We start from the raw sequence: 24,281 nt of genomic DNA, 5'->3' as shown, positions 1-24,281 counted from the left end.
ACAATCCGGCATGCGCGATCCGTCACGCACCACCAGGCACGGCGGTCAGCGTCGGCGGCCGCCCCGACGCCCACGTCCACCGCGCCCGTCGCCCTCGCCCTCACCATCGACGCCGCCGTGATCCGCGTCGGTGTCGGCGGCGTCGTCGTGCGAACCCAGCAGTTCGTCCGCCAGCGTCGGCAGGTCGTCCAGCGGCGTCTCCTCGGCCCAGTCGGGCCGGGACCGCACCGGTACACCCTGCTCGTCGATCTGGGGCAGCTCCCGGGTGCGTTCGTTGGCGCCCTCGGGGGTCGCCGGACGCTCGTCCCTGAAGTACCCCGGCGGCACCTTGTCCTCCAGGTCCGCACGGTTTTCCCGGCCCTCACGAACGGCCGGCAGCACGGCGGTCTCGTCCATGGCCCCCGGAACGGGCGGCTGCGGCAGCACCGCGGTCTCCTCCGACCCCGGACCCTCGGGCCGCACCGGCGGCAACACGGCGGTCTCGTCAGCGGCACCGGAGGGCGGCGCCACGACCGGCGGCAGCACGGCGGTCTCGTCGGCCGCTCCGGAGGGCGGCGCCACGACCGGCGTCGGCACGGTGGTCTCGTTGTCCGGCACGGACGGCTCGGGCGACGCGGACGGCGCAGACGGCTCGACCGACGCGGACCCCGCGGACGTGGACTTCCCCGAGGCCTTCGATCCGAATGCCTTCGATCCGGATGCCTTCGACGCCCCGGCAGCCTTGGACGTCCCAGAGCCCACAGCCGCCCCGGAGCCCGCAGCCGCCCCCTCCGACTTCGCAGGCGCGGACGGCGCGGACGGCGCAACAGGCACGACCGGCACAGACGGGGCCGCAGCCGCCTCCGCCGCAGCCGCCGCCATCCTCCGCGCCTCCTCCGCCCGTAGCAACGCCTCCTCGGCCTTCCGCTGCTTCTCCAGGCGGCGCTCCTCCGCCTCGGCCCGCCGCCGCGCCTCTTCCTCGGCCTCCCGGCGGCGCCGCGCCTCCTCGGCCGCCCTGACCTTCTCCTCGGCGAGCAGCCTGGCCTTCTCCTCCTCGGCCTTGCGACGCGCCTCCTCGGCCCGCTTCCTGGCCTCCTCGGCCTGCCGCTCGGCCTCGCGGCGCTGGGCCTCCTCCAGCTCGCGCCGCTTGCGCTCCTCCTCCTCGGCACGGAGCTTGGCGAGCTGCTCCTGGCGCTCACGCTCCAGGCGCTCCTCCTCGGCCTTGCGCGCGGCCTCTTCCTCGGCCTTGCGCCGCGCCTCCTCCTCGGCGGCCTTGCGGGCCTCCTCGATGGCCTTCACCTCGGCCTCGGAGAGCGGCAGGACCGTGTCGAGCCGGTGCCGGATCACGGTCGTGACGGCCTCCGGCTCCTGCGAGGCGTCGACGACGAGGTAGCGGCCCGGGTCGGCGGCGGCGAGCGTGAGGAAACCGGACCGCACGCGCGCGTGGAACTCGGCGGGCTCCGACTCCAGCCGGTCGGGCGCCTCGGTGAACCGCTCGCGCGCGGCCTCGGGCGACACGTCGAGCAGGCAGGTCAGGTTCGGTACGAGACCACCGGTGGCCCAGCGGTTGATGCGGGCGACCTCGGTCGGCGACAGGTCGCGGCCTGCGCCCTGGTAGGCGACGGACGAGTCGATGTACCGGTCGGAGATGACGATGGCGCCGCGCTCCAGGGCGGGCCGTACGACGGTGTCGACGTGCTCGGCGCGGTCGGCGGCGTACAGCAGCGCCTCGGCGCGGTGCGAGAGCCCGGCCGACGAGACGTCGAGCAGGATCGAGCGCAGCCGCTTGCCGACGGGCGTCGCACCCGGCTCGCGGGTGACGACGACCTCGTGGCCCTTGGCGCGGATCCACTCGGCGAGCGCCTCGGCCTGGGTGGACTTCCCGGCGCCGTCACCGCCCTCCAGGGCGATGAAGAAGCCAGTGGCACAGGTCGCCTGCACCGGGTCGTCGCCGCCGCGCAGCGCGTCCCGCAGGTCGTGCCGCAGCGGCACGCCCTGCCGGTCGTCGGCCTTGGCGAGGACCAGCGCGGCCACCGGCAGCAGCAGCGCGCCGACCAGCATCAGCGTGAAGGCGGCGCCTCCGTGGTCGAAGACGAACTTGCCGTTGACCATGCGGTGCGGCCCGATCAGGGCGGCGACGACGGGGGCCACCAGCACGCCGAGCGCGACGACGAGGCGTACGACGGCCTGGAGGTGCTCCGTGGTGCGGGCCCTGCGGTAGTCCTCGACCTCCTGGTCGAGCAGCGCGTGGCCGATGTTGGCGGCGACGCCCGCGGCGACACCGGCGAGGGCCAGGAGCAACAGGACGGTCGTGACGTCGGGCACGAGGCCCGCGGCGAGCAGCGCGACGCCGGTGAGGGCGATCGCGAGCGCGAGCAGCCGGCGGCGCGAGAGCGAGGTCAGCAGGGACGGCGCGGTACGGATGCCGACGACGGTGCCGCCGGTCAGCGCGAGGACGATCAAGCCGTACGTGACGGGTCCGCCGCCGAGGTCCTTGGCGTGCAGCACGGCGACGGCGACGGCCGCGGCGACGGCGGCCGCGACGGCGGCGCAGGCGGTGACGAAGAGCGGGATGGCACCGGTGCGGCCCTTGTCGGGCCCGGCTCCGGTGCGGGGCCGGCGCAGCCCTTCGAGCGGGCTGCGCGCGCGTGGCGTCGGCGTACCGGGAAACCGCAGGAAGTACACGATGGTGAGCGACCCGGCGTACAGCCCGGCCGCGACGAACGAGGCGAGTCCCGCCTGGTGCTCCGCGAACCAGTCGAGCCCGGCGCCCAGGAGGTTGCCGATGAGCGTGATCGCGACGAGCACGGCGGCCGCGAGGGACAGCGCCACGAATCCCGTACGCAGCGACAGGCGCCGCAGTGCGTCCATGTGGTCCGGCAGCGGCCGCACCGTCGCGCCCTCCAGGGGCGGCGCGGGCAGCAGGGCGGGGGCGGCGCTCTCCCTGGAGACCGTCCAGAACCGCTCGGCGACGCCGACCACGAAGGAGGTCACCAGGAGCACCGCGAGGGCGTTGTCCGGGGTCCAGTCGATCCACAGCGGGGCGACGATCAGCAGGGCGGCGCGCACGCCGTCGGCGCCGACCATGGTCCAGCGCCGGTCGAGGAGGCCGCCCGGTGACGTGAGGGAGGTCAGCGGTCCCAGCAGCACGGCTCCGAAGAGCAGCGTCGCGAGGACGCGTGCTCCGAAGACGGCGGTGACGGCGAAGGCCACGCCTCGATAGCCGCCTCCGAAGGCGCCTTCGGCGATGGCGGACTGGAGGGCGAGAATCACCAGGACGAGCAGGGCGAGCGCGTCGCCCACACTGCCGACGAGCTGTGCGCTCCACAACCGCTTCAACTGCGGTACGCGCAGCAAGGCGCGGACGGCACGCTCTCGGGAATCTGCGACCAGGGCTTCGTCGGGGGCCGGGTTTCCGGCCGTTGGCTGCTCGGCACGCGTCATCCGTCCAGCCTATCCGGACGCGCCACCTCCCAGTCGTCCCGCCCGAACAAACGACCGCACCCGGGACGCGAGCCGTTCAGGACGAGAACCGTTCGGGACGCGAGCCGTTCCCGTGAGCACACGGGGCGTCCCGATGCCGGGCGCCGATCGGTCAGGCACCCGGCAAGCGAAACGTCAGTCCTCCGAAGCAGCGGCCTTGTCCGAAGCCGCGGTCTTGGCCGTCGCCTTCTTGGCCGTGGTCTTCTTCGCCACCGTGGTCTTCTTCGCCGTGGTCGTCTTCTTGGCCGCGGTCTTCTTGGCCGCGGTCTTCTTGGCGGCCGTCTTCTTGGCGGGCGCCTTCTTCGCGGCCTTCTTGGCGGTCTTCTTCGCCGGCGCCTTCGCCCGCTTCTCGGCGAGCAGCTCGTAGCCGCGCTCGGGGGTGATGTCCTCCACGGAGTCCGCCGCCCGCAGCGTCGCGTTGGTCTCGCCGTCCGTGACGTACGCCCCGAAGCGGCCGTCCTTGACGACGACCGGCTTCCCGCTGACCGGGTCCTCGCCGAGCTCCTTCAGCGGCGGCTTCGCGGCGGCGCGGCCCCGCTGCTTCGGCTTGGAGTAGATCTCCAGGGCCTCTTCCAGCGTGATCGTGAAGAGCTGCTCCTCGCTCTCGATGGAGCGCGAGTCGGTGCCCTTCTTCAGATACGGGCCGTACCGGCCGTTCTGCGCGGTGATCTCGACGCCCTCGGCGTCGGTGCCGACGACGCGCGGCAGCGACATCAGCTTCAGCGCGTCCTCAAGGGTGACCGTGTCGAGCGACATGGACTTGAAGAGCGAGGCCGTGCGCGGCTTGACCGCGTTCTTCCCGGTCTTCGGGGTGCCCTCGGGGAGGATCTCGGTGACGTACGGGCCGTAGCGGCCGTCCTTGGCGACGATCTGGTGGCCGGAGGCCGGGTCGACGCCCAGTTCGAAGTCGCCGCTCGGCTTGGCGAGCAGCTCCTCCGCGTACTCGACGGTCAGCTCGTCCGGCGCCAGGTCCTCGGGCACGTCGGCCCGCTGGTGCTCCTCGGTGTCGCGCTCGCCGCGCTCGATGTAGGGGCCGTAGCGGCCCACGCGCAGCATGATGCCGTCGCCGACAGGGAAGGAGGACACCTCGCGGGCGTCGATGGCGCCGAGGTCGGTGACGAGTTCCTTGAGGCCGCCGAGGTGGTCGCCGTCGCCGTTGCCCGCGTCGGCGGCGCCTCCGGAGGGCTCGCCCTCACCGAAGTAGAAGCGCCGCAGCCACGGCACGGCCTGCGCCTCGCCGCGCGCGATGCGGTCGAGGTCGTCCTCCATCTTGGCGGTGAAGTCGTAGTCGACGAGCCGCCCGAAGTGCTTCTCCAGGAGGTTGACCACGGCGAAGCTCAGGAAGGAGGGCACGAGCGCCGTCCCCTTCTTGAAGACGTACCCGCGGTCGAGGATCGTGCCGAGGATCGACGCGTACGTCGACGGGCGGCCGATCTCGCGCTCTTCCAGCTCCTTGACCAGCGAGGCCTCGGTGTAGCGGGCCGGGGGCTTCGTCGCGTGGCCGTCCACCGACATCTCGTCGGCGGAGAGCGCGTCGCCCTCGTTGACCTGCGGGAGCCTGCGCTCGCGGTCGTCCAGCTCGGCGTTCGGGTCGTCGGCGCCCTCCACGTAGGCCTTGAGGAAGCCGTGGAAGGTGATGGTCTTGCCGGACGCGCTGAACTCGGCGTCCCGGCCGTCGCTCGCCCGGCCACCGATCTTGACGGTGACGGAGTTCCCGGTCGCGTCCTTCATCTGGGAGGCGACGGTCCGCTTCCAGATCAGCTCGTAGAGCCGGAACTGGTCACCGGTCAGGCCGGTCTCGGCGGGCGTACGGAAACGGTCGCCCGAGGGGCGGATCGCCTCGTGCGCCTCCTGCGCGTTCTTGACCTTGCCGGCGTACGTGCGCGGCTTGTCCGGCAGGTAGTCGCTGCCGTAGAGCTGGGTGACCTGTGCGCGGGCGGCCGTGACGGCCGTGTCGGACAGGGTCGTGGAGTCCGTACGCATGTAGGTGATGAAGCCGTTCTCGTACAGCTTCTGGGCCACCTGCATGGTCGCCTTGGCGCCGAAGCCGAGCTTGCGGCTCGCCTCCTGCTGCATCGTCGTCGTACGGAAGGGGGCGTACGGCGAGCGGCGGTAGGGCTTGGACTCGACGGAGCGTACGGAGAAGCTCGTGTCCTGGAGGGCCGCGGCCAGCGCGCGGGCATTGGCCTCGTCCAGGTGCAGGGTGCCGGCGCTGCCCGCCTTCAGCTGCCCGACGGAGTTGAAGTCGCGGCCCTGCGCGATGCGCTTGCCGTCGACCGTGGTGAGACGGGCGACGAGCTGCGAGGGATCGGAGGCGTCACCGGCGCGGCCGGTGCCGAAGGTGCCGGTCAGGTCCCAGTACTCGGCGGAGCGGAAGGCGATGCGCTCGCGCTCCCGCTCGACGACGAGGCGGGTGGCCACGGACTGCACGCGGCCGGCCGACAGGCGCGGCATGACCTTCTTCCACAGGACCGGCGAGACCTCGTAGCCGTAGAGGCGGTCGAGGATGCGGCGGGTCTCCTGGGCGTCGACCATGCGCTTGTTGAGCTCGCGCGGGTTGGCGACGGCGCTGCGGATCGCGTCCTTGGTGATCTCGTGGAAGACCATCCGGTGGACGGGGACCTTGGGCTTCAGTACCTCCAGGAGGTGCCACGCGATGGCTTCGCCCTCGCGGTCCTCATCGGTGGCGAGGAAGAGTTCGTCGGAGTCCTTCAGGAGGTCCTTGAGCTTCTTGACCTGCGCCTTCTTGTCGGCGTTGACGACATAGATGGGCGCGAAGTCATGCTCGACGTCCACGCCGAGGCGGCGCACCTCGCCGGTGTACTTCTCGGGCACCTCCGCGGCGCCGTTGGGGAGGTCGCGGATGTGCCCGACGCTGGCCTCGACTACGTAGCCGGGGCCGAGGTAGCTCTTGATCGTCTTCGCCTTGGCAGGCGACTCGACGATGACGAGTCGGCGGCCGCCCTGTGCGGTCTCGCTGGTCGGGGACAACTTCGCTCTTCTCTCCGGTCGACGCTCGGTGGCAGTGCGCGATGGCATTGCTCGTGGCAGTGCTCTTGGCCGTGCGGTGGCAGTGCTCGCATGGCTTGCGTTGCGCTGTCGCTGCGGAGTGTGACGGTACATCCCGCCCCCGTGTCAAACGGGAAAAGCCCGCAACGGCCACTCGAACGGTAACCCGACTACCGCCATTCCTGCCGCCCGGAGTGGCGACCTGCCGTTTCGGCCCCCTGCCCGTGGTGCGGCCCCACCACACCGGCGCGATCACCGCGACGGGCTCCTCGACCGTGCCGCGGCGGGCCCCTCGACTGCCCCGGAACCATCCGCTCCGCCATACCCGGGCGCGGCTTGCCCCCTACCTCGGTACGACCTCCCGCGCCACCCGAGTACGACCTGGTGGCCCACTGCGGTACGGCCGTCCGCCCACCGGGGCGCGTCGCTCCACCCCCGCCGGAATACGACGCTCCACCGCACCGGAAAGAGATGGTCCGCCGCCGCGGCCGGGCGTCCTCACAGCCGCGTGAAGCACCACACGCCGAGCAGCAGCGCCCCGGATCCGGCGAGCGCGGCGAGCGTCGCCGATGCGACGGGGCTCACACCCTGGGCGACGGGCTCACGGTGCGCGACCCGCACTCCGGTCCACAGCAGCAGTGCGGCGCCGAACAGCGCGAACACCGTTCCGGCGAAAATCGCTGGTGCGCTCTCCATGGCCCTTGCCTCCCCGTACGGCGCTCCGCCCGGCGCTCCCCGCGCGGCCTTGGCCTGGAGGCTGGCACGCGGGGGAATCGGGCGGACGAAATCGGGGTGAACGTCGGGCGGCCCGCGCTGCCCTGCTCGGCCCGCCGCCCCCGCCCGAATCACCGGACCGCTGGGATCTTGGCCGGTTTCACCACCCCGCGCGGGGGCGGCGGGCCCGAGCGTTACCCCTGGACGGGCAGCAGGAAGCCCTGCTCCACGAGGAGCCTGATCTGCGCGGGCGTCCGGTCCCGCAGCAAGACGGGGTCCTCCCCCACCAGTTGGGCGATGGCGTCCAGGATCCGCCCGGCGCTCAGCGACCCGTCGCACACGCCCGCGAACCCGGCGCCCACCGTGTCCACCTTGGTGGCCCGCCGCATCCCCCGGTGCTGGCGCAGCACCACGTGCTCCGGGTCCTCGGCGCCCGGCAGCCCGACCTGCTCCTGCACGACCTCGTCCGCCAGCTTGAAGTGCGCGGCGAGCAGCGCCGCGTCATCGTGCGTACGCAGGTACTCCTGCCGGTCGAAGAACTCCCGCACCGTCTCGCCGAGGGGCTGCTCGACGGGGTGCGGCCACTCCTCGACGGTGATGGACGGCTCGGCGGCCCCCGTCTTCCTGAGCGTGATCCAGCCGAAGCCGACGGCCCGCGTGCCGCGCGCCTCGAACTCGTCCAGCCACGCCTCGTACCGCGCCGCGTACCGCGTGGGGTCCTCGCGGTGGTCCCCCGCGTCGCGCAGCCACAGCTCGGCGTACTGCGTGATGTCCTGCACCTCGCGCTGCACGATCCAGGCGTCGCAGCCGCGCGGCACCCAGGAACGCAGCCGGTCCTGCCACTCCTCGCCGTCCACGTGCTGCCAGTTGGCCAGGAAGTGCGCGTACCCCCCTTCGTTCAGCCGCGCCCCCGCCTCCTGAACGAGCGTCCGGCACAGATCGTCCCCGCCCATCCCGCCGTCCCGGTAGGTGAGCCGCGCGCCGGGCGAGATCACGAAGGGCGGGTTCGACACGATCAGGTCGTACGTCTCCTCGCCCACCGGCTCGAAGAGCGAGCCCTCGCGCAGGTCCGCCTCCGGGGCACCGGACAGGGCCAGCGTGAGCCGGGTGAACTCCAGGGCCCGCGGGTTGAGGTCGGTCGCGGTCACGCGCGTGGCGTGCTGGGCGGCGTGCAGGGCCTGGATGCCGGAGCCGGTGCCGAGGTCGAGCGCGCTGTCGACGGCGGTGCGCACGGTGATCCCGGCGAGCGTCGTGGAGGCGCCGCCGACGCCGAGGACGACGCCCTCGTCATGGCTGCCGATGCCGCCGGCGCCGCCGACCGCGCAGCCGAGGTCGGAGACGATGAACCAGTCCTCGCCGTTCGGCCCGCCGTAGGGCCGCACGTCCACGGTGGCCCGCAGCTCCCCGTCCCGCTCGACCAGCCAGCCGCTCTCCAGGAGGGCGTCGAGCGGCAGAACGTCCGCCACGCGCGCGTGGGGCACGGTTTCCTGGAGCAGGAAGAGCCGTACGAGGGCCGCGAGGGCGCCGTCCCCGCGGGTGGCCCGCAGCGCGGGCACGGTCTCGCTGCGGGCGAGCGCGGCGTACGCGGAGGCGCCGAGCAGTTCGAGGAGTCCGTCGGCGGTGAAGTCGGCGCCGAGCAGGGCCCGGCGCAGGGAGGCCGCCACGTCGGCGCGGTCGGCTGAGGGCAGGGGGAGGCTGGCATTACTCACGCCCCCCATTGTGGCCCGGCGCCCATGACAGCGCCCCCGGCGCCACCATGGATGCCGGGGGCGGGAAGAACGTACGACCGGAGAGGAGGAACGTACGGCCAGAAGGTGGCAGGCCGTCAGCTCTTGTTGGGCGGCGTGGTGGACGCGCTCTTGCAGCTGTCCTGCTCGGCCATCGCCTTGCCGACGTCGCCCTCCTGGAGCTTCTCCAGCGCTTCGTTGCCGCTCTTGCTCAGCTTGTCCAGCTCGCCCGCGACGTCCTTGAGGCCGTCCGCGAAGTCCGCCTGGTTCTTGGTGTCCAGGCCGTCTACCTGCTTCTTCAGGTTCTCGTACGACTTGGAGATGGCGTTGAGTTCCTTGACGGCGTCGTCCGTCTTCTTCTGCCCGTCGTCCACCGGCGGCGCGCCCGCGCGCTTCACGGAGGCGCCCATCGCCTTGTAGGCGTCGGACATGTCCTGGAACGCCTTGGAGTCGGTCTTCTGGACGTCGGCCGGCGAGCTGTTGTCGGAGGTCTCCTTCTGGATCGCGGCGTTGGCGTCCGCGATCTTCTTCGACTGCGGCTGGACGGAGTCGCAGACCTTCTTGGCCCAGTCGTCCAGCTTCTTGTCATCGTCGTCGTCGCTGCCGCACCCTGACAAAGCGAGTACCAGTACCGCACCGCCGGACAGTGCGGCTGCAAGCTTCTTGTTCACCGGATTGGTCCCTTCCATGGCTCTCGGCCCCGGAACTTACACGCCAAACGAGCGACAATCGCATGCCGGGGGTCCGTTACAACCGCTATTGCAGCCATTTGCACCAAGGGAGGGCGGGCACGGAGCGCGAGAGAAGGCTCACGGCTCCCCGTGTGCGCCGCACGGCGCCGGGGCACCCGTACGGCAGCGGGCGGACGGCGCGTCAAAACGCGCCGCCCGCCCGCGTGTTGGACGGTGATCCGGACCGGCTCTACGAAGCGACCGCCGGGTCGGCCGACTTTGCTGTCCGCTCGGCGTTGCCCTCGTCCCCGACGGCGATGCCCCGCCGCTTGGAGACGTAGACCGCGCCGATGATGACCGCGATGGAGAGCACCGCGATGACCACCCGCATGCCGACACTGGCGTCTTCCCCGTAGCTGAACTTGATGACGGCGGGGGCGATGAGCAGCGCCACCAGGTTCATCACCTTCAGCAGGGGGTTGATCGCCGGGCCCGCGGTGTCCTTGAACGGGTCTCCCACGGTGTCGCCGATGACGACCGCGGCGTGGGCCTCGCTGCCCTTGCCGCCGTGATGGCCGTCCTCGACGAGTTTCTTGGCGTTGTCCCAGGCGCCGCCGGAGTTGGCGAGGAAGACCGCCATCAGCGTGCCCGTGCCGATCGCGCCCGCCAGGAACGAGCCGAGCGCGCCGACGCCGAGCGAGAAGCCGACAGCGATCGGCGTGAGCACGGCGAGCAGACCCGGTGTGGCCAGCTCGCGCAGCGCGTCCTTGGTGCAGATGTCGACGACGCGCCCGTACTCCGGCTTCTCGGTGTAGTCCATGATCCCGGGGCGCTCGCGGAACTGCCGCCGCACTTCGTAGACCACGGCCCCGGCCGACCGCGACACCGCGTTGATGGCCAGCCCCGAGAAGAGGAAGACGACCGCGGCGCCGAGGATCAGGCCGACCAGGTTGTTGGGCTGCGAGATGTCCATGACCAAGTTCATCGGAGCGCCGTCGCCGAGTTTCTCGCCGACGTCCTTGGCGGCGGTCGCGATGGCGTCGCGGTAGGACCCGAAGAGGGCCGCCGCCGCGAGGACGGCGGTCGCGATGGCGATGCCCTTGGTGATGGCCTTGGTGGTGTTGCCGACGGCGTCCAGGTCGGTGAGCACCTGCGCGCCCGCGCCCTGGACGTCGCCGGACATCTCCGCGATGCCCTGCGCGTTGTCGGAGACGGGCCCGAAGGTGTCCATGGCGACGATGACGCCGACGGTGGTCAGCAGCCCCGTGCCGGCGAGGGCGACCGCGAAGAGGGCGAGCATGATCGACGTACCGCCGAGCAGGAACGCCCCGTACACGCCGAGCCCGATCAGCAGCGCGGTGTAGACGGCCGATTCGAGGCCGATCGAGATGCCCGCCAGGACGACGGTCGCCGGGCCCGTCAGCGAGGTCTTGCCGATGTCCTTGACGGGACGCCGGGTGGTCTCGGTGAAGTAGCCGGTGAGCTGCTGGATCAGGGCGGCCAGCACGATGCCGATGGCGACGGCGGTGAGCGCGAGGACCCGCGGATCCCCGTCGTGCGCCTTGATCGCCGCGTCCGTGACGCCGTCCAGCTTCGCGTACGAGGACGGCAGGTAGGCGAAGACGGCGGCGGCCACGAGCACCAGTGAGATGACCGCGGAGATGAAGAAGCCGCGGTTGATGGCGCTCATGCCGCTGCGGTCGGCGCGGCGTGGCGCCACCGCGAAGATGCCGATCATCGCCGTCACGACACCGATGGCCGGGACGATCAGCGGGAAGGCCAGCCCGGAGTCGCCGAATGCCACCTTGCCGAGGATCAGCGCGGCGACGAGCGTCACGGCGTACGACTCGAAGAGGTCGGCGGCCATACCGGCGCAGTCGCCGACGTTGTCGCCCACGTTGTCGGCGATGGTCGCGGCATTGCGCGGATCGTCCTCCGGAATGCCCTGTTCGACCTTGCCGACCAGGTCGGCGCCGACGTCGGCGGCCTTGGTGAAGATGCCGCCGCCGACACGCATGAACATCGCGATCAGGGCGGCGCCGAGTCCGAATCCTTCGAGCACCTTCGGCGCGTCGGCGGCGTAGACGAGCACCACACAGGAGGCGCCCAGAAGACCGAGCCCCACCGTGAACATGCCGACGACGCCGCCCGTGCGGAAAGCGATCTTCATGGCTTTGTGCGAGACGGCGGTGAGATCCTTTTCCGGCTCGCCTGGTGCCGGGGTGGCTTCTCGGGCGGCGGCGGCCACGCGCACATTGCTGCGCACGGCGAGCCACATACCGATATAGCCGGTGGTCGCCGAGAACGCCGCGCCGATCAGGAAGAAGATCGAACGTCCGGCGCGCTGATTCCAGTCGTCCGCGGGCAGCAGCATGAGCAGGAAGAACACCACGACGGCGAATACGCCGAGGGTTCGCAGCTGCCGGCCGAGATAGGCGTTCGCACCTTCCTGGATCGCCGTGGCGATCTTCTTCATGCTGTCGGTGCCCTCGCCTGCCGCGAGTACCTGGCGGACCAGGATCCCGGCGACGACGAGCGCCGCGAGCGCGACGGCCGCGATGACCATCACGATGAGGCGATTGTCATCTGTCAGGACTGCGGCTGCGAAGGTTGAGGGGTGGTCGATCTGATGAGGGGTAGAAAGCCCCGCCATTCGTCCTCCTTGACGCTTGGGCTGAGCTCAAGATGTGGACGGATTGTAGGGAGCGGAACCTGATCAAAACAGAGCACCACTAACGGAATTGACCTGAGATCGCTTCTCAGCAAATGATCGCGGCCAGAGAACGGCACCGAAAGCGGTAATGCCTCAAAACCGTTGACGAGAGATCGCCGGACTGTGTTACCGATCTACGTAATAAATGATCGGAATGAAAAAGGCCCTGTTCACCGTGGTGGTGAACAGGGCCTGCGCGTGTGCGCGGGTCAGGGCAGAAGCGGCGCGGGGGTCGTCGGCCAGGTCATCCGGATCACGCCGCCGGACTCACCGGCGGTGACCTCGACGTCGTCCACGAGTCCGCTGATGACGGCGAGACCCATCTCGTCCTCGCCCTCGGGCTCCGGCTCGCCGCCTTCGCCCTGCGCGCCGGGTGCCCGGTCGCCGGGCGCCGCACGGGGGGCCTCGTCGCCGACCTCGATGGAGAACTGCTTCTCGTCCTCGGTCAGCGCGACCCGTACGGGCGCCGAGACGCCGTTGCTCTGGTGGAGTCCGACGGCGCGCGTGCAGGCCTCGCCGACCGCGAGCCTGACCTCGTCGAGAACGGCCTCGTCCACTCCGGCCCTTCGCGCGACCGCGGCCGCCACGAGACGGGCGGTCCTGACGTGCTCGGGCAGCGCGCTGAAGCGGAGTTCAACGGTGGCCATGCATCCCCCTCGGACGTACGCGCGTGCTGTCAGGGGGCCGGGCCGCCGGCCCGGCCCCCTGCTGTACTGCCGTCACGGGCCTCAGTCCGTGGCGGCCACTGCTTCCTCGACCGAGGTGTGAATGGGGAACACCTTGGTCAGGCCGGTGATGCGGAAGATCTTGAGAATGCGCTCCTGGTTGCAGACCAGGCGCAGCGAGCCCTCATGGGCACGCACGCGCTTCAGGCCGCCGACCAGCACGCCGAGTCCGGTGGAGTCGAGGAAGTCCACGCCCTCCATGTCGACGACCAGATGGAAACTGCCGTCGTTCACCAACTCGACCAACTGCTCGCGCAGCTTGGGCGCGGTATACACATCGATTTCGCCACCGACCTCGACGACCGTACGATCGCCGACGGTACGGGTCGACAGGGACAGGTCCACGGATCCTCCAGCACCTTGCTATCGAGCGGTCATCCCTCGGGACACCTCGGCAGAGCCCCCAGGACGGATCGCCAGCCGCGATGGCATTCAATCACTTACCGGCAGGCGTGCACGACGCCTTCGGCCTCCATCCGCCAGTGACCATTGCCGATGGCCAACATCCCGCCAGTGCACAGACGTCCCCGCAGGCGGTCCTGGACCGGCTCACGGCGGGGCCGAGCCGTGCATCGCGCGCCCATTTCTCTCCCGGAGGTCATATCCGCCGTCCGGGCGGCGGGCATCGAACACCCCTGGGCCCATCAGGCGCAGGCGGCCGAGCACGCCCTGGACGGCGAGTCCGTGGTCGTCGCGACCGGCACGGCCTCCGGAAAATCCCTGGCCTACCTCACACCGGTCCTCACGGCCCTCCTCGACGGCTCCGAGGCGCCCAACGGCCGTGGCGCCACCGCCCTGTACCTGGCGCCCACGAAGGCCCTGGCGGCCGATCAGCGGCGCGCCGTCCGCGCGCTCGCGGCCCCGCTCGGCAACGCCGTACGCCCCGCCGTGTACGACGGCGACACCCCGGTGGAAGAACGCGAATGGGTGCGTCAGTACGCCAATTACGTGCTGACCAACCCGGACATGCTGCACCGCGGGATCCTCCCCTCCCACCCGCGCTGGTCCTCCTTCCTGCGCGCCCTGCGCTACGTGGTCATCGACGAGTGCCACACCTACCGCGGTGTCTTCGGCTCCCACGTCGCCCAGGTCCTGCGCAGGCTGCGCCGCCTGTGCGCCCGCTACGGCTCCGATCCGGTCTTCCTGCTGGCCTCGGCCACCTCCGCCGAGCCCGCGCTCTCCGCGGAGCGGCTGACGGGGCTGCCCGTGCGGGAGGTGGCCGACGACGCCTCGCCCCGGGGTGACCTCGTCTTCGCCCTCTGGGAGCCGCCGCTCACCGAGCTGCACGGCGAGAAGGGCGCGCCCGTGCGCCGTACCGCCACCGCCGAGACGGCGGACCTGCTGACCGACCTGACCGTGCAGGGCGTCCGCTCGGTCGCCTTCGTACGCTCCCGGCGTGGCGCCGAGCTGATCTCGGTGATCGCCCAGGAACGCCTCGCCGAGGTCGACCGCTCCCTCGCCCGCCGTGTCGCCGCCTACCGCGGCGGCTACCTCCCCGAGGAGCGCCGCGCCCTGGAGCGCGCCCTGCACTCCGGGGAACTCCTCGGCCTCGCCGCGACCACCGCCCTCGAACTGGGCGTGGACGTCTCGGGGCTGGACGCCGTCATCATCGCGGGCTACCCCGGTACGCGGGCCTCCCTCTGGCAGCAGGCCGGCCGCGCGGGGCGTGCGGGGCAGGGCGCCCTGGCCGTGCTGGTGGCCCGTGACGACCCGCTGGACACCTATCTCGTCCACCACCCCGAGGCCCTCTTCCGGCAGCCGGTGGAGTCCACCGTCCTCGACCCGGACAATCCGTACGTCCTCGCGCCCCACCTGTGCGCGGCCGCCGCGGAGCTGCCGCTGGTCGAGGCGGACCTCGCCCTCTTCGGCCCGGCCGCCGAGGAGCTGCTGCCGCAGCTGGAGGCCGCGAAGCTGCTGCGGCGCCGCACGAAGGCCTGGCACTGGACCCGCAGGGAGCGGGCCGCCGACCTCACGGACATCCGCGGCGAGGGCGGCAACCCCGTCCAGATCGTCGAGGAGGGCACGGGCCGGCTCCTCGGCACCGTGGACGCCTCCGCCGCGCACACGACCGTGCACGAGGGCGCGGTCCACCTCCACCAGGGCCGTACGTATCTCGTGCGCCACCTCGACCTGGAGGACTCGGTGGCGCTGGTCGAGGAGGCCGTGCCGCCCTACTCCACGACCGCGCGCGACACCACGGCGATCTCCATCCTGGAGACGGACGTGGAGGTTCCGTGGGGCGAGGGCCGCCTCTGCTACGGCTCCGTCGAGGTGACCAACCAGGTCGTCTCCTTCCTGCGCAGGAAGCTCATGACGGGCGAGGTCCTCGGCGAGACCAAGCTGGAACTGCCTCCTCGTACGTTGCGGACGCGCGCCGTCTGGTGGACGGTCACCGAGGACCAACTGGACGCCGCCCGCGTCCATCCCGAGATCCTCGGCGGCGCGCTGCACGCCGCCGAGCACGCCTCCATCGGGATGCTGCCGCTGTTCGCGACGTGTGACCGCTGGGACATCGGCGGCGTCTCCGTGCCGCTGCATCCGGACACGCTCCTTCCCACGGTGTTCGTGTACGACGGCCATCCGGGTGGGGCGGGCTTCGCCGAGCGGGCCTTCCACACGGCGCGGGAATGGCTGACGGCCACGCGCCAGGCGATCGCCTCCTGCGAGTGCGAGGCGGGCTGCCCTTCGTGCATCCAGTCCCCGAAGTGCGGCAACGGCAATGAGCCTTTGCACAAGCGGGGTGCTGTGCGGCTGCTTTCTGTGTTGCTCAGGGATGCGGGGCCGTCCGCCTAGGCCGTCCTCGCAGGACCCTCCTGGGCCGTCCTCGCAGAGCCCTCCGGCCCCGCAGCGGTTGTCGGGCGACCGGTGGGCGGCGGTGCCGTCACCCCGCCGGAGGCCGCGTGCCGGCATCCAGCAGGGCCAGGAAGGCGGAGGCCGCGGGCGACGGAGTGAAGCGGCTCCACACGAGGCGTTCCACCCGTACCGGCCCGTTGGTGACCGGCACGGTTCGCAGGCCGGGCAGTTCGGCGGCGAACGTCGCGGGCAGCAGCGCGATGCCGAGCCCGTGGCGGACCATCCGGGCCATGAGCTCGACGCCGGACACCTCGAAGGCGACCTCGCGCCGCAGTCCGGCCGCCGCGAACGCCTCGTCCGACTGGGCACGGGCCGCGCTGCCCTCGGCGAAATCCACGAACGCCTCTTCGGCCAGACGGCTGAGGTCCACCTCCTTCTCCGTGGCCAGCGGGTGGCCCGGGGCGACCACGGCGACATGCTGCCCGTGGGCGAGTTCGCGGTCGTTGACACCCTGTGGCCGGAAAGCGGGCTGCACGCCGAGGAACGCCGCGTCCAGCGTGCCGTCCCGCACCTGCTCCACGAGCCGCTCGCTGGAGCCGACCCGCAGGCTGATCCGGACCTGGGGGTAGCGCAGGTGGTAGTCCCGCAGCACCGCCGGGAGGTCGACGGCCGCCACGGTCGGGATCGACCCGACGGCCAGCTTGCCCCGTATCTCCCCGGTGGCCGCCGACACCTCCGCCTTGGCCCGCTCGGCCGCTTCCAGTGCCTGCCGGGCGGCGGGCAGGAACGCCTCCCCGGCAGCGGTCAACCGCACCCTGCGACTGGTCCGCTCGAACAGCCGGGCCCCCAATTCCTTCTCCAGTCGGGCCACTTGGTGGCTGAGCGCCGACTGGACGACGTGACACCGCTCGGCGGCCCGGGTGAAGTTCTCCGTCTCCGCCACCGCGAGGACGTAACGCATCTGCTGGAGCTCCATTCGACGCATCGTGAATCACGATCGATCGGATGACAAACATGCGTTGGACCGATGGATCCGCGCTCGACGATGCTGAAGTCGACGCCGGGCCGGACCACTCGGCACCCGGCCCCACCCCGGGACCGATGAGACCCCGGAGCCACCATCGCCCCAACGTCCCCACACTTGCCACCAGCGCCCGTGCGGCCCCGACTTCATGGAGACACTCATGCGCGTGATCGCCTTCGACCACCTCGTCCTGAACGTCACCGACATCGAGCGTTCGCTCGCCTTCTACACCGGCCCGCTGGGGCTGGAGCCGGTGCGGGTGGAGGAGTGGAGGGACGGCAAGGCCCCCTTCCCGTCCGTACGGGTGAGCCCCACCACCATCATCGACCTCGTCAAGGCCCCCGACGGGCCGCCCGAGGGCTCCAACGTCGACCACATCTGCCTCGTGGTCGAGCCGCTCGACTGGCAGCAGGTCATCGATTCCGGCGTCTTCACGGTGCTGGACGGCCCCGGCGAGCGCTTCGGCGCCCGAGGCACCGCCCTCTCGCTCTACGTGCGCGACCCGGACGGCAACACCGTGGAGCTGCGCTGGTATCCGCAGGACGCCTGAGGCCCCGGGTCCTGCCCCCTCGCGCCGAGCGGCGGGGGCGTTATGGCTCCGGGGCAGCGGCAGCCCACTCGCATCCAGCTGCGAATATGGCCGGGCTCAACCTCTCCCACCGAGCGGCGGCGGCACTACGGCCCCCGAGGCGGCGGCAGCCCACTCGCACCCGGCGGCGAACGTGGCCAGGTCCAGCCCCTCGCGCAGAGCGTCCGGGCCGCTACGATCCCCTGGGCGGCGGCAGCCCACTCGCATCCAGCTGCGAATGTGCCGGGCCCGCGCGGGAGTTGACCCGGGCCGAGAAGTGCCCCGCGGAGGCCGAAGCCGTGACCTCGGAGATCTCGCCCCGCACGGCACAACGCACAAGTCTCGCCCCCTGCGCCGCCGCCACCCTCTCCGCCCCCGCGCACGCCTTCGACGTCCCCGCCGCCCAGTGGTCCGCCGCCGCCAGTGCCGCCAAGTCCGCCGCGCCACCCGCCCGATGCCGGGCCATGACGGCCTGCCCCACGGCGAGCAACGCCCCGCAGAGCACACAGAGCACCGCCATCACCACCGCCGACCAGACCGTGGCGGCCCCTCGATCCCGCCCCGGGCCGCGCCACCACGCCCCGCCTGTCATGAGCCCACCCCCGCCGAAAGCACCGTCTCCTCCGCCAAAGCCACCGCCTCCGACCGCAGCCGCAGGCCGAGCCCCAACGCTCCCGGGCCCGGCGCGTCCGCGACGACCTCGACCCGCACCAGGTCGCCGTCGCGCCGCACCGAGACGCTCGCCCCACGCGGCGCCGCCTGCCTCGCCGCCGCCACAGCCACCGCCTCCGGGTCCTGCCGGGCCACCGCGCGGGCCCCCGCCCTGGCCGCGTCCACGCACTGGATCTGCGCACACGCGGCCAGCAGCGTCCAGACCAGCGCCATGGCGAACAGGACCAGCGTCGGCAGCACCACCGCCGCCTCAGCCGTCACGAACCCCCGGTCCCAGCCCCCGCCCCTGACCCGCGGCCTCGGGCCACGCTCAGAACGACGCATGGAGTGCCTTCTCCACCACGGCCTGCAGAGCGGCCCTGACCTGCCCGCTCGTCACCACCTTGTAGAGCAGTCCGGCGAACCCCACCGCCGCGATCAGCCCCATCGCGTACTCGGACGTGACCATCCCCGCGTCCTTGCCCGCCGCCGCGCGAGTCCGCCGAAGCAGCGTCCGCGTACCGTTGTGTCCACGCATCTCAACCCCCGTGAATGTTCCGCTTGCTGTCTCTGTCGCCGAGGCCCTGATGGCCTCGGCCGTCATCGCCTCTGTGTTCATTCCGTCCGCAGCAGGCCCTCCGCGAGCCCGATCACCACCGGCAGCACTCCGACCGCCACGAACGCCGGCAGGAAGCACAGGCCCACGGGCGCCGTCATCAGCGCCCCGGCCCTGCGCGCCTTGGCGGTTGCCGCCCGGCCCCGCGCGGCCCGGGCGTCCGCGGCGAGGCGGGCCACCGGTTCCGCGGCTTGCGCTCCCGACTCACCGGCCCGCTCCAGCAGCCGGGCCAGCGGTGCGGCGCCCGGTATCGCCGCCAACTGCCGCCAGGCCTGCGCTGGTTCACCGCCCAGACGCACTTCCGCCGCCCCTCGCGCGAGCCGCTCCCCGACCGGGCCCCGCAACGACTCCCCGACGGCGCGGGCAGCCGAGACAGGGCTCGCCCCCGCGGCGGCGCAAGCCGCCAACAGATCCGCCGCCAGCGGCAGTTGCCGCGCCGCCTCCGCCGCATCAACGGCCCCGTCCGCTCCGCGAGGCGACGCCTGATTCCGCTGCCGACGCCATGCGCCGTAGCCGACAGCCGCTCCCGCCGCGAGCCCCCAGGCCCCGCCCACCAGGGCGTAGGCCAGGCTCGCCGCGCCGACCACAACGGCCCAGGCGCGCACCTTGCCGCGCACGCCCGGCCACCGATCCCGGCGGCGGACAGCCGGTCTCGCCACGCCCAGTGCCTCCGCGGCCCGCCGCCGCAACGCCCTCTCGCGCCGGGCGGCCCACACCGTCTGCGCCAACCAGAGCACGGCCGTGAAACTCCACACGGCGACCCCCAGCCTGTGGACAGCGCTCATGGCCCCTCCGCTCCTCGTACGATCCGCAGCGCCCACCACGCCCCGGCGCCCTCCAGCACCCCGCCCGCCACCAGGCAGCCGAGGCCCGCTCCCGTGTGCAGCAGCACCCTCAGCGGCTCGGCCCCCAGCGCGCTGCCCATCAGCAGCCCCAGCACCGGCAGCCCCGCGAGCATCGCGGCGGTCGACCGCGCCCCGGCCAACTGGGCGTTCAAATCGGCCCGTTGGTCGCGCTCCACCCGCAGCGCGCCTTCCAGCCGCTCAAGTCCCGCCGCGAGCCCCGCGCCTCGGTCCACGGCCACCCGCCAGCAGGCCGCGAGCCCCAGCAACCCCTCCGCCCCCGGCTCCCGAGCCGCCTCCACCAAGGCCCCCGGCACATCCCCGCCGAACCGCGCCGCCGCCAGCACCGCACCGCGCCCCGCGCCGTCCCGCTCACCCGCCGCACCGCCTACGGCAACCCCGCACCCGAAGTCGAACCCGCCAGAGCTGCCCTCCTCGAAGTTGAGCCCACCGGAGCCGCCGCCCCCGGAGCCAAGCCCACCAGAGCCGCCACCCCCAAGACCGAACCCCCCAACACCGCCCTCCCCCAAGACCACCCGCAACGCCTCCCCCGGCTGCCGCCCCGCCCGCACCTCGCCCGCGAGCGCCCCGCACAGCGAGATCACCGCGTCCCCGCGCCGATCCCGTTCCCGACGTGCTCCCCGGGCCCGGCGCACCCGCGCCGCCACCGGCACTCCCGCCGCCCCCGCGACCACCGGCAGCAGCGACTCCCCAAGGAGCGCCACCGCCACCCCGGCCACCAGGCACCACCACTCATGCCGCACCCGGCCGCGCCCGGCGGCGACAATCCGCCGCCAGGACCACCCGCCCGCCTCTACCGGCGGCACCCCGACCCCCAGCACCGACCGAACGCGCCGAGCCATACCGTCCCGGCCTCCCATCAGCCACGCCGCGCTCCCCGCGCACACCACCGCCGCCCACATCGACGTACTCACGCCGGATCACCCCGCTCCGCGCCCGTGAGGAGTGAGTCCAGCCGCTCCCACCCGGGGCCTTCGGCGAAGGCTTCCGTGCCCCACCGCAGCGCGGGCACGGTCGTCACCAGCCCCGACGCGGCCCGCTCCAGGACATGCACCTCGGCGATGCGGCGGCGGCCCGCCCGGTCGCGTACGAGATGGACGACCACCGACAGCGCTGCCGCCAGTTGGCTGTGCAGGGCTGCCCGGTCCAGCCCTGCAGCCGTCCCCAGGGCCTCCAGGCGGGCCGGTACGTCCCCCGCAGCATTGGCATGCACCGTGCCGCAGCCGCCCTCGTGGCCGGTATTGAGCGCGGCCAGCAGGTGCACCACCTCCGGGCCCCGCACCTCGCCGACGACCAGCCGGTCGGGCCGCATCCGCAAGGCCTGGCGCACGAGGTCGTCCAGGCCGACGAGACCGGCCCCCTCCTGGTTCGCCGGGCGGGATTCCAGGCGCACCACATGCGGATGCTCGGGCTTCAGCTCCGCGGAGTCCTCGGCCAGCACGATCCGCTCCTTGGGCCCGACCAGACCGAGCAGCGCGCTCAGCAAGGTCGTCTTGCCGCTGCCCGTGCCGCCGCTGATCAGGAAGGACAGGCGCGCGTCGAGCAGCGCCCGCAGCACGCGGTCACCGCCGGGCGGCACCGTGCCCGCCGCGACCAGTTCCGTGAGGGTGAAGGCCTTGGGCCGCACGACCCGCAGTGAGAGGCAGGTGCACCCCACGGCGACCGGGGGCAGCACGGCATGCAGCCGGGTGCCGTCCGGGAGGCGCGCGTCCACCCAGGGCCTCGCGTCGTCCAGGCGCCGCCCCGCCACGGCGGCGAGGCGTTGGGCGAGGCGGCGCACCGCCGCCGCGTCCCGGAACCTGACCGCCGTGAGCTCAAGGCCGCCGCCCCGGTCCACCCACACCCGGTCGGGCGCGGAGACCAGTACATCGGTCACGGAGGAGTCCGCGAGCAGCGGCTCCAAAGGTCCCGCACCGACCAGTTCCGACCGCAACTGCGCGGAAGCGCCCAGCACTTCCGTGTCCCCGAGGACCCGGCCCTGTGCCCGCAGCGCCTCGGCGACCCGCGCGGGGGTGGGCTCCGTGCCGTTCTCCGCGAGCCACTGGCGCACCCCGTCCAGCATCCGGGCCCCGACGACGGCGCTCATACGCCCCCTCCCGGGGCGTCGACCGGCATCCGGTCCCAGAAGGCGGTGCAGAACCGCGCCAGCGGGCCCCGCGCGGCCCCTCCGGGTGGCACGCCCGCCGTCTGCGCCGCCACCAGTTCCGCTTCCCAGGGCACCTCGCCGGCCAGCGGCAGGCCGAGCAGCCCCGCCACCTCCTCCGCTTCGAGCCCGCCGAGGCCTCGGGGGCGCGCAGGGACCACCACCCGCAGGTCCCTCAGGACCAGTCCCGCCGCCGACGCGACCCGCTTGGACCCCGCCACCGCGCGCAGCTCGGGCGGCACCACCAGGAGGCACAGGTCCAGCTGCTCCAGCGCCTCCGCGACCGTCTCGTCCACCCGGCGCGGCAGGTCCACGACGACCACGCCGCCGCGCCTGCGTGCCGCGGAGACGACCGCCCGGACCGCTTCCGGGGCGACCGCCACCGCGTCGCCCCTGTCCCAGCTCAGGACCCGCAGCGCGTGCAGCTCGGGCAGCGACTCCTCCAGCGCCTCTCCGCCGACCCTGCCCCGCGACGCGGCGAAGGCCGGCCAGCGCAGCCCCTCGGCCGTCTCGCCCCCGAGGAGGACGTCCAGGCCGCCGCCGAGGGGATCCGCGTCGACGAGCATCGTGCGCCGTCCGGCGCGGGCGGCCGTGACCGCGAGGGCGCAGGCGAGGGTGGAGGCCCCGGCGCCGCCGCGCCCTCCGATGACCCCGACGGTGAGCGCGGGCCGCCCCACGCCCTCGGCCACGTCGGCGATCCGGTCCACCAGCCACTGCTCGCCGTCGGGCAGGACCAGCACGTGATCGGCGCCGATCTCCACCGCCCGCCGCCAGACCCCGGAATCGTCCTGATCCCGCCCAACCAACACGACCCCACGCCGTCGCTTCGCCCCGCGCAGCCGGTCCGCCGCGTCGTCCCCGACCAGGACGAGCGGCGCCGCGTCCCAGGCCCCTGCGCGCTCGGGCCCACCGTGGTGCACCTCGGGCCGCGCCCCGGCCGCGGCGCACAGCCGCAGCAGGTCATCGAGGAGTTCCACGTCCTCCGTGACGATCAGCGGCCCGCCGCACCGCGCCTGTGACGGCGTCGACCCGCCCGGCGTGCCGTCCCGCGAACCGCCCCGTGCAATGACTCCACCCATGATCTCCGTCCCCCTCCACGCAAGCTCCTGTGAATGCCGCGCTCCGCATGGGCGAAGAACCGGCAAAGCAATCCGGCCATGAACTTCGCGAGCGGAACGGGCGGAATCAGCGTGCAGCGATCCGGGAAATCGTGTGGATCTTGGTCAATAACTGTGGACAAGGCGATGGCTGTGAATATCTCCGTCACCCAAACCAGTGACATGGCGTCGGCTTCACCCCTGCTTCACGCCCACTTCTCACCGGCTTCCCGGCGGCTTCCCGACGGCTTTCACAGCGCAGCCCTACGACTACACACGGTGACGAGTCTTGGGCAGGACTCGAAACCGCCGCGAGGGCGGAGACAAGATCCAGAAGGCCGGAAGATGATCGACGGAGGGCTCAAAAACCCATCCGGACATGCGACGACCCCCGCCGGGGGGGAGAGCGGGGGTCGTCCCCACGGTCCGACTCGGGGGGGGAGGAGCCAGACCGGGTTAGCACGGTCGCGAACGATCCGTGACTTCCATGGTGTACCCGAGAGCCTTCTCAGGCAAACCCACGCGCCTCAGCTTACGCCGAATGGTGGGCGCCTATGCTCGGGCCCGTGGAAAACCACTCCTTGCCCCGCACCGCCGCCTTCTTTGACCTGGACAAGACGGTCATTGCGAAGTCGAGCACGCTCACCTTCAGCAAGTCGTTCTACCAAGGCGGCCTGATCAACCGCAGGGCCGTCCTGCGTACCGCGTACGCGCAGTTCGTCTTCCTCGCGGGCGGCGCCGACCATGACCAGATGGAGCGGATGCGCGAGTACCTCTCCGCCCTCTGCCGCGGCTGGAACGTGCGCCAGGTCCAGGAGATCGTCGCCGAGACCCTGCACGATCTGATCGACCCGATCATCTACGACGAAGCCGCCTCGCTCATCGAGGAGCACCACATCGCGGGCCGCGACGTCGTCATCGTCTCCACCTCGGGCGCCGAGGTCGTCGAGCCGATCGGGGAGCTCCTCGGCGCGGACCGGGTCGTGGCCACGCGCATGGTGGTCGGCGACGACGGCTGCTTCACCGGAGAGGTGGAGTACTACGCGTACGGCCCCACCAAAGCGGAGGCGATCAAGGAGCTGGCCCGCTCGGAGGGGTACGACCTCGACCGTTGCTACGCCTACAGCGACTCGGCGACCGACCTGCCGATGCTCCAGTCCGTCGGGCACCCTTTCGCCGTCAACCCCGACCGGGCGCTGCGCCGCGAGGCCCTCACGCGCGCGTGGCCGATCCTCGACTTCCACCGCCCCGTGCGGCTCAAGCAGCGCCTGCCCGCTCCGCCCCGGCCGGCGCTCGTCGCGGCGGCCGCGGTGGGGGCGGCGGCGGCCACCGCGGGCCTGGTGTGGTTCGCCAGCCGCCGTCGTGCGGCGGCGATCTGACAACGGCCGGAATCCGCCGTGACACCCCAGGCGATCACGGCGAACACCCATGCCCGGTTCGCTCCTATTTGAAGGCAAAAGTAAAGAAGTCCGGCCAGGACTACCGCTTGCCCCAGGACTGGAGTA

The 24,281-nt window shown here is 72.3% G+C and carries 18 protein-coding genes and 1 pseudogene; 3 read left to right on the top strand and 16 right to left on the bottom strand.

The window, feature by feature from the left end; all coding sequences use genetic code 11:
* Positions 1–45 precede the first annotated feature (45 nt).
* The 8 genes from tmk to bldG form a co-directional block, all read right to left on the bottom strand.
* Positions 46–3,423, bottom strand: a complete 3,378-nt coding sequence (tmk, locus tag KKZ08_RS21045; protein WP_223775939.1) for a dTMP kinase — start codon at positions 3,421–3,423, stop codon at positions 46–48.
* A 174-nt stretch (positions 3,424–3,597) separates the two neighbouring features.
* Positions 3,598–6,453, bottom strand: a complete 2,856-nt coding sequence (gene topA, locus KKZ08_RS21040) for a type I DNA topoisomerase (RefSeq protein ID WP_223775938.1) — start codon at positions 6,451–6,453, stop codon at positions 3,598–3,600.
* A 516-nt stretch (positions 6,454–6,969) separates the two neighbouring features.
* On the bottom strand, positions 6,970–7,167 hold the full coding sequence (locus KKZ08_RS21035; RefSeq protein WP_223775937.1) for a hypothetical protein: 198 nt from the start codon (positions 7,165–7,167) through the stop codon (positions 6,970–6,972).
* Positions 7,168–7,379: 212 nt separating this feature from the next.
* Positions 7,380–8,903, bottom strand: a complete 1,524-nt coding sequence (locus KKZ08_RS21030; RefSeq protein ID WP_223775936.1) for a class I SAM-dependent methyltransferase — start codon at positions 8,901–8,903, stop codon at positions 7,380–7,382.
* Positions 8,904–9,010: 107 nt separating this feature from the next.
* A complete protein-coding gene (locus KKZ08_RS21025) occupies positions 9,011–9,601 on the bottom strand; it encodes a small secreted protein (RefSeq protein ID WP_223775935.1) in 591 nt (196 codons plus the stop codon).
* Positions 9,602–9,833: 232 nt separating this feature from the next.
* Positions 9,834–12,236 (bottom strand): sodium-translocating pyrophosphatase, encoded by a 2,403-nt coding sequence (locus KKZ08_RS21020; RefSeq protein WP_223775934.1) that lies wholly within the window; start codon positions 12,234–12,236, stop codon positions 9,834–9,836.
* A gap of 269 nt (positions 12,237–12,505) precedes the next feature.
* A complete protein-coding gene (locus tag KKZ08_RS21015) occupies positions 12,506–12,943 on the bottom strand; it encodes an ATP-binding protein (protein ID WP_223775933.1) in 438 nt (145 codons plus the stop codon).
* 81 nt (positions 12,944–13,024) lie between these two features.
* Positions 13,025–13,366, bottom strand: a complete 342-nt coding sequence (bldG, locus tag KKZ08_RS21010) for an anti-sigma factor antagonist BldG (protein ID WP_003975386.1) — start codon at positions 13,364–13,366, stop codon at positions 13,025–13,027.
* Between the two features lie 80 nt (positions 13,367–13,446).
* Between bldG and KKZ08_RS21005 the strand changes: the two are divergent.
* Positions 13,447–15,814, top strand: a pseudogene (locus tag KKZ08_RS21005) (DEAD/DEAH box helicase).
* Between the two features lie 88 nt (positions 15,815–15,902).
* On the opposite strand, the gene KKZ08_RS21000 reads toward KKZ08_RS21005, so the two are convergent.
* Complete coding sequence (locus tag KKZ08_RS21000; RefSeq protein ID WP_223775931.1) at positions 15,903–16,790, bottom strand: LysR family transcriptional regulator; 888 nt, start codon at positions 16,788–16,790, stop codon at positions 15,903–15,905.
* Positions 16,791–16,998: 208 nt separating this feature from the next.
* Between KKZ08_RS21000 and KKZ08_RS20995 the strand changes: the two genes are divergently transcribed.
* Positions 16,999–17,388, top strand: a complete 390-nt coding sequence (locus tag KKZ08_RS20995; protein WP_223775930.1) for a VOC family protein — start codon at positions 16,999–17,001, stop codon at positions 17,386–17,388.
* A 211-nt stretch (positions 17,389–17,599) separates the two neighbouring features.
* On the opposite strand, the gene KKZ08_RS20990 is transcribed toward KKZ08_RS20995, so the two are convergent.
* From KKZ08_RS20990 to ssd, 7 genes are all read right to left on the bottom strand, one after another.
* Complete coding sequence (locus KKZ08_RS20990; RefSeq protein WP_223775929.1) at positions 17,600–17,998, bottom strand: Rv3654c family TadE-like protein; 399 nt, start codon at positions 17,996–17,998, stop codon at positions 17,600–17,602.
* Positions 17,995–18,402, bottom strand: a complete 408-nt coding sequence (locus tag KKZ08_RS20985; protein ID WP_223775928.1) for a TadE family type IV pilus minor pilin — start codon at positions 18,400–18,402, stop codon at positions 17,995–17,997. The genes KKZ08_RS20990 and KKZ08_RS20985 overlap by 4 nt, the downstream gene beginning before the upstream one ends.
* The gene (locus tag KKZ08_RS20980) at positions 18,389–18,595 is read right to left on the bottom strand and encodes a DUF4244 domain-containing protein (RefSeq protein WP_223775927.1); all 207 of its coding nucleotides are present in this window, start codon (positions 18,593–18,595) and stop codon (positions 18,389–18,391) included. The genes KKZ08_RS20985 and KKZ08_RS20980 overlap by 14 nt, the downstream gene beginning before the upstream one ends.
* Before the next feature lie 77 nt (positions 18,596–18,672).
* Positions 18,673–19,458 carry a type II secretion system F family protein gene (locus KKZ08_RS20975; RefSeq protein WP_223775926.1) on the bottom strand — a complete coding sequence of 262 codons (786 nt, stop codon included), beginning with the start codon at positions 19,456–19,458 and terminating at the stop codon, positions 18,673–18,675.
* A complete protein-coding gene (locus KKZ08_RS20970; RefSeq protein ID WP_223779129.1) occupies positions 19,455–20,438 on the bottom strand; it encodes a hypothetical protein in 984 nt (327 codons plus the stop codon). Before KKZ08_RS20970 ends, KKZ08_RS20975 begins: the two co-directional genes overlap by 4 nt.
* An 8-nt stretch (positions 20,439–20,446) precedes the next feature.
* Complete coding sequence (locus KKZ08_RS20965; RefSeq protein ID WP_223775925.1) at positions 20,447–21,622, bottom strand: TadA family conjugal transfer-associated ATPase; 1,176 nt, start codon at positions 21,620–21,622, stop codon at positions 20,447–20,449.
* The gene (ssd, locus tag KKZ08_RS20960) at positions 21,619–22,758 is read right to left on the bottom strand and encodes a septum site-determining protein Ssd (protein ID WP_223775924.1); all 1,140 of its coding nucleotides are present in this window, start codon (positions 22,756–22,758) and stop codon (positions 21,619–21,621) included. The genes KKZ08_RS20965 and ssd overlap by 4 nt, the downstream gene beginning before the upstream one ends.
* 572 nt (positions 22,759–23,330) lie before the next feature.
* On the opposite strand from ssd, the gene KKZ08_RS20955 reads away from it, so the two are divergent.
* The gene (locus KKZ08_RS20955; RefSeq protein WP_223775923.1) at positions 23,331–24,155 is read left to right on the top strand and encodes an HAD-IB family hydrolase; all 825 of its coding nucleotides are present in this window, start codon (positions 23,331–23,333) and stop codon (positions 24,153–24,155) included.
* Positions 24,156–24,281 lie beyond the last annotated feature (126 nt).

The organism is Streptomyces sp. 135, from assembly GCF_020026305.1.
In the GTDB taxonomy this organism is placed as follows: domain Bacteria; phylum Actinomycetota; class Actinomycetes; order Streptomycetales; family Streptomycetaceae; genus Streptomyces.
Note: the sequence above shows the minus strand (reverse complement) of the source record. Positions and strands in the feature narration are given on the sequence as shown.

Coding starts and splice junctions, on each gene's coding strand:
- tmk (WP_223775939.1), bottom strand. CDS start 3,423: ATGACGCGTGCCGAGCAGCCAACGGCCGGAAACCCGGCCCCCGACGAA.
- KKZ08_RS21035 (WP_223775937.1), bottom strand. CDS start 7,167: ATGGAGAGCGCACCAGCGATTTTCGCCGGAACGGTGTTCGCGCTGTTC.
- KKZ08_RS21030 (WP_223775936.1), bottom strand. CDS start 8,903: ATGGGGGGCGTGAGTAATGCCAGCCTCCCCCTGCCCTCAGCCGACCGC.
- KKZ08_RS21025 (WP_223775935.1), bottom strand. CDS start 9,601: ATGGAAGGGACCAATCCGGTGAACAAGAAGCTTGCAGCCGCACTGTCC.
- KKZ08_RS21020 (WP_223775934.1), bottom strand. CDS start 12,236: ATGGCGGGGCTTTCTACCCCTCATCAGATCGACCACCCCTCAACCTTC.
- KKZ08_RS21015 (WP_223775933.1), bottom strand. CDS start 12,943: ATGGCCACCGTTGAACTCCGCTTCAGCGCGCTGCCCGAGCACGTCAGG.
- KKZ08_RS21000 (WP_223775931.1), bottom strand. CDS start 16,790: ATGGAGCTCCAGCAGATGCGTTACGTCCTCGCGGTGGCGGAGACGGAG.
- KKZ08_RS20995 (WP_223775930.1), top strand. CDS start 16,999: ATGCGCGTGATCGCCTTCGACCACCTCGTCCTGAACGTCACCGACATC.
- KKZ08_RS20990 (WP_223775929.1), bottom strand. CDS start 17,998: ATGACAGGCGGGGCGTGGTGGCGCGGCCCGGGGCGGGATCGAGGGGCC.
- KKZ08_RS20985 (WP_223775928.1), bottom strand. CDS start 18,402: ATGCGTCGTTCTGAGCGTGGCCCGAGGCCGCGGGTCAGGGGCGGGGGC.
- KKZ08_RS20980 (WP_223775927.1), bottom strand. CDS start 18,595: ATGCGTGGACACAACGGTACGCGGACGCTGCTTCGGCGGACTCGCGCG.
- KKZ08_RS20975 (WP_223775926.1), bottom strand. CDS start 19,458: ATGAGCGCTGTCCACAGGCTGGGGGTCGCCGTGTGGAGTTTCACGGCC.
- KKZ08_RS20970 (WP_223779129.1), bottom strand. CDS start 20,438: ATGTGGGCGGCGGTGGTGTGCGCGGGGAGCGCGGCGTGGCTGATGGGA.
- KKZ08_RS20965 (WP_223775925.1), bottom strand. CDS start 21,622: ATGAGCGCCGTCGTCGGGGCCCGGATGCTGGACGGGGTGCGCCAGTGG.
- ssd (WP_223775924.1), bottom strand. CDS start 22,758: ATGGGTGGAGTCATTGCACGGGGCGGTTCGCGGGACGGCACGCCGGGC.
- KKZ08_RS20955 (WP_223775923.1), top strand. CDS start 23,331: ATGCTCGGGCCCGTGGAAAACCACTCCTTGCCCCGCACCGCCGCCTTC.